We start from the raw sequence: 6,151 nt of genomic DNA, 5'->3' as shown, positions 1-6,151 counted from the left end.
CTGGGCCTGGTCCTTGACGTCGTGCGCGGCGGACTTCGTGTCGTCCCTGACCGCGTGCGGCTCGCCCTCGACGGGGTCTCGCACGCGGGCCTCGACACCGTCAACCTGCACGTCCGCGCCGGTGAGATCCTGGGCGTGCTCGCCTACGACCCGAGCGAGGCCGAAGCGCTCGTCGCGCTGCTGGCCGGCCGGGTGCACCACGCGGACTACCGGGGGACGCTGTACATCGACGGCGTACCCGTCGAGGACCTGCACATCGACGCCGCGCGTGCCGTCGTCCTGGTGGAGCCACACGACGTGGCGCTGTTCGAGGGCACCCTGCGCGCCAACCTCAGCGCCGATGCCCACGTCGACGACACGGTCCTGCGAGCCGCCGTGCGGGCTGCCGCCGCCGAGGACGTGCTCGCCGCACACCCGGACGGTCTCGACCGCCGGCTCACCGAGCGGGGAGCGAACCTGTCCGGCGGTCAACGGCAGCGGATCGGGCTCGCCCGTGCGCTCGTCGCCGACCCACCGGTGCTGGTACTGCACAACCCCACCACCGCTGTCGACGCGGTGACCGAGGCACTGCTCGCCGAAGGGTTGGCCTCGGTCCGCGCGGCGGACACCCGCGCCACGGTGCTGATCACCACCAGCCCGGCCCTGCTGCACGTCACGCACCGGGTCGCCGTGATCGACAAGGGTCGGGTCGTCGCCGAGGGGCCGCACGAGCGGTTGCTCGCCATTGACACCCGCTACCGGGAAGAGGTCCTGCGATGACCGACCCGTCGACCGCGAGCGGCGTCGAGGCCCGGCATTTGCTGCCGACGGCCACCGGCCGGCAGACCTGGGCCGCCCTTCGGATCGAGCTGGCCCGCCTGCCGCTGCTCAGCGCCGTCGCCGGCACGCTGCTGGTCGCCGCGTCCGCGACCGGGCTCGTCGCCCCGTGGGTGCTCGGTCGCCTCGTCGACGACGTCATCGCCGGAACCGACACACAGCAGGTCGTGGCCTGGTCGGGCGTGATCGCGGGCGCGGCGGTGCTCGCGGGGCTCCTCACCGCGGCCGGAGCCGCGGTCGCCGCACGCCTCGGCGAGACAGTGCTGGCCCGGCTCCGGGAGCGGGTCCTCGACCGTGCCCTGCACCTGCCGTCGGCCACCCTGGAACGAGCCGGGACCGGCGACCTGGTGGCCCGGGCCGGCGACGACGTGGCAGTGGTGACGAACGTGATCGCCACCAGCGGCCCCGCCTTCCTCGGCGCGACGCTGTCCGTCGTGTTGACAGCGCTGGGGCTCTTCGCCCTCGATTGGCGGCTCGGCATCGCCGGGCTGGCCGCCGCACCGGCGTACGCGCTGGCGCTGCGCTGGTACCTCCGGCGGTCGGTGCCGTACTACGCCCGCGAGCGGGTGGCGACGGGCGAGCGTACGCAGGCGACGGCCGAGGCGCTGCGCGGCTCGGCGACGGTACGCGCCTACCGGATGGAGGACGCGCACGTCGCGCGGATCGCGGATCGTTCCGGCGTCGCCCGCGACCTGTCGCTGGAGATCTTCGGCCTGTTCACCCGGTTCGGACTGCGCATCAACAGGTCCGAGTTCGTGGGGCTGGCCGCCGTGCTGCTCGCCGGCTTCCTGCTGGTCCGCGAGGACCTGTCCACCGTCGGCGCGGCGACCACCGCCGCCCTCTACTTCCACCGCCTCTTCAACCCCATCGGCCTGCTGCTGTTCGAGTCGGACTCGGTGCTCCAGGCCGGGGCGAGCCTCGCCCGGCTCGTCGGGGTGACCACACTGCCGGACACCGCATCGCCCGACAGCAGCCGGCCTGCCCGTCCGGAGCGGCCCGAGCCGGCGGCGCTGGAGGTGACAGTCGCGCAGCACCGCTACGACGACGGACCTGTCGTGCTGCGGGACATCACCCTCCGTCTCGCGCCCGGTGAGCGGGTGGCACTGGTGGGCGCGAGCGGTGCGGGCAAGAGCACGCTCGCCGGCATCATCGCCGGCATCATCGAGCCCAGCCAGGGTTCGGTGCGCCTGCGCGACGTGCCGCTGGCCCAGCTCGGCGAACACCAGCTCCGGCGCGAGATCGCCCTGATCAGCCAGGAGGTGCACGTGTTCGCCGGGCCGCTCGCCGACGACCTGCGCCTGGCCGACCCGGACGCCACCGACGCCGAGCTGACCCGCGCCCTCGACCTCGTCGGCGCCACCGGGTGGCTGCGTACCCTGCCGGACGGGCTGGCGACCGCGGTGGGGGAGGGCGGACGGCAGCTCACCGCGGCGCAGGCCCAGCACCTCGCGTTGGCCCGGCTCGTTCTCGCCGACCCCGCCGTCGCGGTCCTCGACGAGGCCACCGCCGAGGCGGGCAGCGCGGGCGCGCGCGACCTCGATCGGGCCGCCGTGGCGGCCACCGAGGGCCGTACCACGTTGGTCGTCGCCCACCGGCTCAGCCAGGCGGCCACCGCGGACCGCATCGTCGTCCTGGACCACGGCCGCGTCGCCGAGCACGGTACGCACGCCGAGCTGCTCGCGGCCGGTGGCGGCTACAGCAACCTGTGGCGTTCCTGGCGTACGCCCGACCCGGTGCCGCCGCCCGCACGGGAGAGCACCGAGGGGAACCGTCACCCGAATGTGGGAGCCCCGGGAACTTTTCCGGACCAGCCGGCGACAACCAGAGTGCGCGGCTGACCGGCGGCGTCCCGACGACGGCCTCTCGGCCGAGAAGGAGCGCCCGTGGCACACAGGACGGTGGTCTGTGCGGACCGGCGGCGTTGACGACGCCCAGGTCACCCGGTGGGCGCAGGATGCGGGCCAGGGCGACCAGCAGGCCGCCACGGCGTTCATCCGGGCCCTCCAGGACCAGGTCTGGCGGTTCCTGTCGCATCTCGCCGGGCCGGGTGAGGCCGACGACCTGACCCAGGAGACGTTCCTGCGGGCATTCCGCAACCTGCCCGGCTTCGCCGGCCGCTCGTCAGCCCGCACGTGGGTGTTCACGATCGCCCGGCGGGTCGCCGTCGACCATGTACGCACGGCGGTGGTCCGGCCGAGGCTGGCGTCCGTGCCGGACTGGCAGGCGGCGGCCGAGGCCGCCGGGGCGATCACCGCCGGCGCCGACGAGAGCGTGACGCTGCACCAGCTGATCGCCGGCCTGGCCCGAGATCGCCGCGAGGCGTTCGTGGCCACCCAGGTGCTCGGCCTGTCGTACGCCGAGGCGGCGGAGATCTGCCAGTGCCCGGTCGGCACGATCCGGTCCCGGGTGGCCCGGGCACGCGAGGATCTCGCTACGGCCTGGCAGCTCGACAGCGCCCCGGGCCACGACCGGCGAACCGGCTGAGGGCGGATTCCACAGGCACCGTGCGGCGTTCCTGACATTGAGCGAAGTCACTCCAGTGGCTACCCTCGATGGTCCATGGTCATCTGCGACCGTACGGAGACTGATGATGAGACACGACCCTCTGCCTGCCTGCTGCGGCGACGACGGGAAGCAGCCGCGGACGGGGTTGAGCCGCCGCAGGCTGTTGCGCGGAACCGTGTCGGCTGGCGGGGCCCTCGCCGTCGGCGGTGTCATCGGTCTGCCGGGGACCGCTCGTGCCGCTCCCGCCATCTACAACCCGTTCGCCGGCTACCCGATCACCGGAAGCTGGCAGGAGCACCTCAACCGCGGCTCGTTGGGCGGCATCGACTTCGCGATGGGCGTCGGGACGGACCTGCCGGCCTGCGGTGCCGGCACGATCCAGAACATCCCGAACAACGGTACGGGCGGCCACACGGTGACGATCCAGCACGCGGACGGTTACCGCAGCCAGTACCTGCACCTGTCGCAGTTCCTGCTGGCCAACGGCACCGCCGTCGGCGCCGGCGCGATCGTGGGCCGCTCGGGTGGTGCGGCTGGCGCCCCCGGTTCCGGCAGCTCGACGGGCCCCCACGTGCACTGGCACATGATCAACCCCAGCGGCGTACGCATCAACCCGCTGACCTACGTCAACCAGAACCCGGGTGGCGGCGGTCTGCCGAAGACATCCACCGAGCAGGACGGCGTCCCCGGCACCATCTTCTACAAACGCATGCAGAACTGGCTGCGGATCACCTCCGGCTACGCCGGCCCGATCGACGGCGCTCCCGGGGTGCGGACCTATGCCGCGTTGCAACTGGCCATGCGCGGCTACGGCTACACCGGTCCGATCGACGGCGTGCCGGGAGCGAACACCTGGGCGGCGGTCCAGCGCCTCGCCTCGGGGTGGGGTTACACCGGCCCGATCGACGGGGTGATGGGGCCGAACTCGTGGCGAGGCTTTGCCCGCTTCCTCAACCAGGACCGGTGGAACTGACGCCCGAGTCCTCCACCGACTGCTGGGCCGCGCCACCTGACGTGGGGGCCGACCCGCATGATCAAGGGGATGGACGAGGCGGGCAGCGGTTCCTAAGATCACGCCGGTGAACACCGAACCTCTCAACGTCGCCGGCGTAGCTGGCCCGATCGTCATCGCCACCAAGGCACTCTTTGGCCACCCTGCCGTGACCGTCGGCGGAGTGCCGGCCCCCAGGACGGGCAGACGTTACGCGTTGCCGACGGTGGACGGTGGTGTCGTCCAGGCAACGGTTCGCACCGTTCTCGCCGACCCCTACCCGACGGTGGAGATCAACGGTGTGCAGCACCGGACCGGGCCCTCCATGCCGATCTTCCTGCGCATCCTGGTTCTGCTGCCGATCCTGCTGTTCACCGTCGGCGGTATTGTGGGCGCGCTGGTCGGGGCGTTGGGCGTCTGGGGAAACCTGACAGTTGCCCACACCCGGATGACACCTGCCGTCAAGGCGCTCGCCATGGTCGGAGTCGGCATCGGCACGGTCGTCGTCTGGTTCGTCATCGCCGTCGCGCTGAACGCGGCGCTCAGCTAGACCGCCACGCGCCTCACCCTTCCACACGTCAGCACCACCGGTCGTCGACCGGTGGTGCTGACGTCGTACGCGGGCAACTAGCCCAGGCGGGCCTCGATGGCCTCGATGATGCGAGGACGCAGTTCGGCGGCGCGGACGACAGCGTCCACCGAGCCGACCTCGACCGCGCGGTGGATGTTGTGCACCCGGTCGAACTCCGCGGCGACCTCGCCGAGCTTCTCCGCCCGCACCGACGAGCGCAGCTCGTCGAGTTCCGCGGTCAGGGCGGCGCGTTCGGTGCCGCTGGCGGCCGCCACGCTGGCCTCCAGGTCCCGCACGCGCGGGTCGGCCGCCGTCCGGGCGTTGACGTCGGCGGAGAACACCACAGCGGCGGCGGGTGCGCCGCCGAGCACCGAGGCGAACGAGCCCTCCAACGCGAGCACCGTCATGTTCGGGTTCAGCGCCTTCGAGAACACCACGAACGCACCGCCGTGGTAGCGCGAGATCACGCAGAAGACGATCGGCCCGTCGAAGTTGACGATCGCCCGACCGATCTCGGCGCCGTACTCCAGTTGCAGCTTGCGCATCGACTCCGGTGAGCCGTCGAAGCCGGACAGGTTCGCCAGGACGACGAGCGGTCGGTTGCCGCTGGCCGCGTTGATCGCCCGCGCCGCCTTCTTCGACGAGCGGGGGAACAGCGTGCCCGCCGTGTAGGTGTCCGGGCCGTCGGTGGGCGGGAAACCGTGCCGGGGCACCGACCGGGACTCGATGCCGAGCAGGCAGACCGGAATGCCACCGAGGTGGACGTCCTGCACGACAGCGGTGTCCGCGTCCGCCATGCCCGCCCACCGCTCCAGGACCGGGTGGTCCTGGTCGGAGAGGGCCCGCATCACCGTACGGATGTCGAACGGCTTCTTGCGGTCCGGGTTCGCCTCGACGGAGAAGATCTCCCCGACGGTGCGGAAGGCGCTGCCCGCCACGTCGTGCGGGAAGTCGGAGATGTCGCGCTCGGTCGGGTCGGAGGTGACCGCCCGCCGGGGAGCGTCCTCGCCGGGGGCGACGTACGCGTGGTCGTAGTGCGCCATCACCACGTCCCGGGCGGCCGTGAGGTTCGGCGCCCAGTACTGCGCCTGCCCGTTGGGGCCCATCACGCGGTCGTAGCCACCGATGCCGAAGTTGTCCTCCGCGGACACACCACCGGAGAAGTCGAGCGACTGCTTGCCGGTGAGCACCATCGCGGAGTCCGGGGTCATCACCAGGATGCCCTTGGTGTGCATGAGCATCGTCGCCTCGGCGTTCCAGTACGGCTG

The 6,151-nt window shown here is 72.2% G+C and carries 6 protein-coding genes; 5 read left to right on the top strand and 1 reads right to left on the bottom strand.

Annotated elements, in window-relative coordinates:
- From ACWCO3_RS29910 to ACWCO3_RS29890, 5 genes are all read left to right on the top strand, one after another.
- The coding region (locus ACWCO3_RS29910; RefSeq protein ID WP_450013219.1) for an ATP-binding cassette domain-containing protein at nucleotides 1-759 on the top strand (759 nt) is incomplete at its 5' end.
- The gene (locus ACWCO3_RS29905; RefSeq protein ID WP_423437778.1) at nucleotides 756-2,654 is read left to right on the top strand and encodes an ABC transporter ATP-binding protein; all 1,899 of its coding nucleotides are present in this window, start codon (nucleotides 756-758) and stop codon (nucleotides 2,652-2,654) included. The genes ACWCO3_RS29910 and ACWCO3_RS29905, both read left to right, overlap by 4 nt.
- Nucleotides 2,655-2,721: 67 nt before the next feature.
- Nucleotides 2,722-3,300, top strand: coding sequence for a sigma-70 family RNA polymerase sigma factor (locus tag ACWCO3_RS29900; protein WP_244311659.1), 579 nt, complete (start codon nucleotides 2,722-2,724; stop codon nucleotides 3,298-3,300).
- Between the two features lie 106 nt (nucleotides 3,301-3,406).
- Nucleotides 3,407-4,294, top strand: a complete 888-nt coding sequence (locus tag ACWCO3_RS29895; RefSeq protein ID WP_208744990.1) for a M23 family metallopeptidase — start codon at nucleotides 3,407-3,409, stop codon at nucleotides 4,292-4,294.
- Nucleotides 4,295-4,400: 106 nt separating this feature from the next.
- Nucleotides 4,401-4,862, top strand: a complete 462-nt coding sequence (locus ACWCO3_RS29890) for a hypothetical protein (RefSeq protein WP_145780356.1) — start codon at nucleotides 4,401-4,403, stop codon at nucleotides 4,860-4,862.
- 77 nt (nucleotides 4,863-4,939) lie between these two features.
- Here the strand turns inward: ACWCO3_RS29890 and ACWCO3_RS29885 are convergent.
- On the bottom strand, nucleotides 4,940-6,151 hold a 1,212-nt coding region (locus ACWCO3_RS29885; RefSeq protein WP_450013215.1), incomplete at its 5' end, for a carboxyl transferase domain-containing protein.

This window comes from Micromonospora sp. NPDC002411 (assembly GCF_053592955.1).
Note: the sequence above shows the minus strand (reverse complement) of the source record. Positions and strands in the feature narration are given on the sequence as shown.

Coding starts and splice junctions, on each gene's coding strand:
- ACWCO3_RS29905 (WP_423437778.1), top strand. CDS start 756: ATGACCGACCCGTCGACCGCGAGCGGCGTCGAGGCCCGGCATTTGCTG.
- ACWCO3_RS29895 (WP_208744990.1), top strand. CDS start 3,407: ATGAGACACGACCCTCTGCCTGCCTGCTGCGGCGACGACGGGAAGCAG.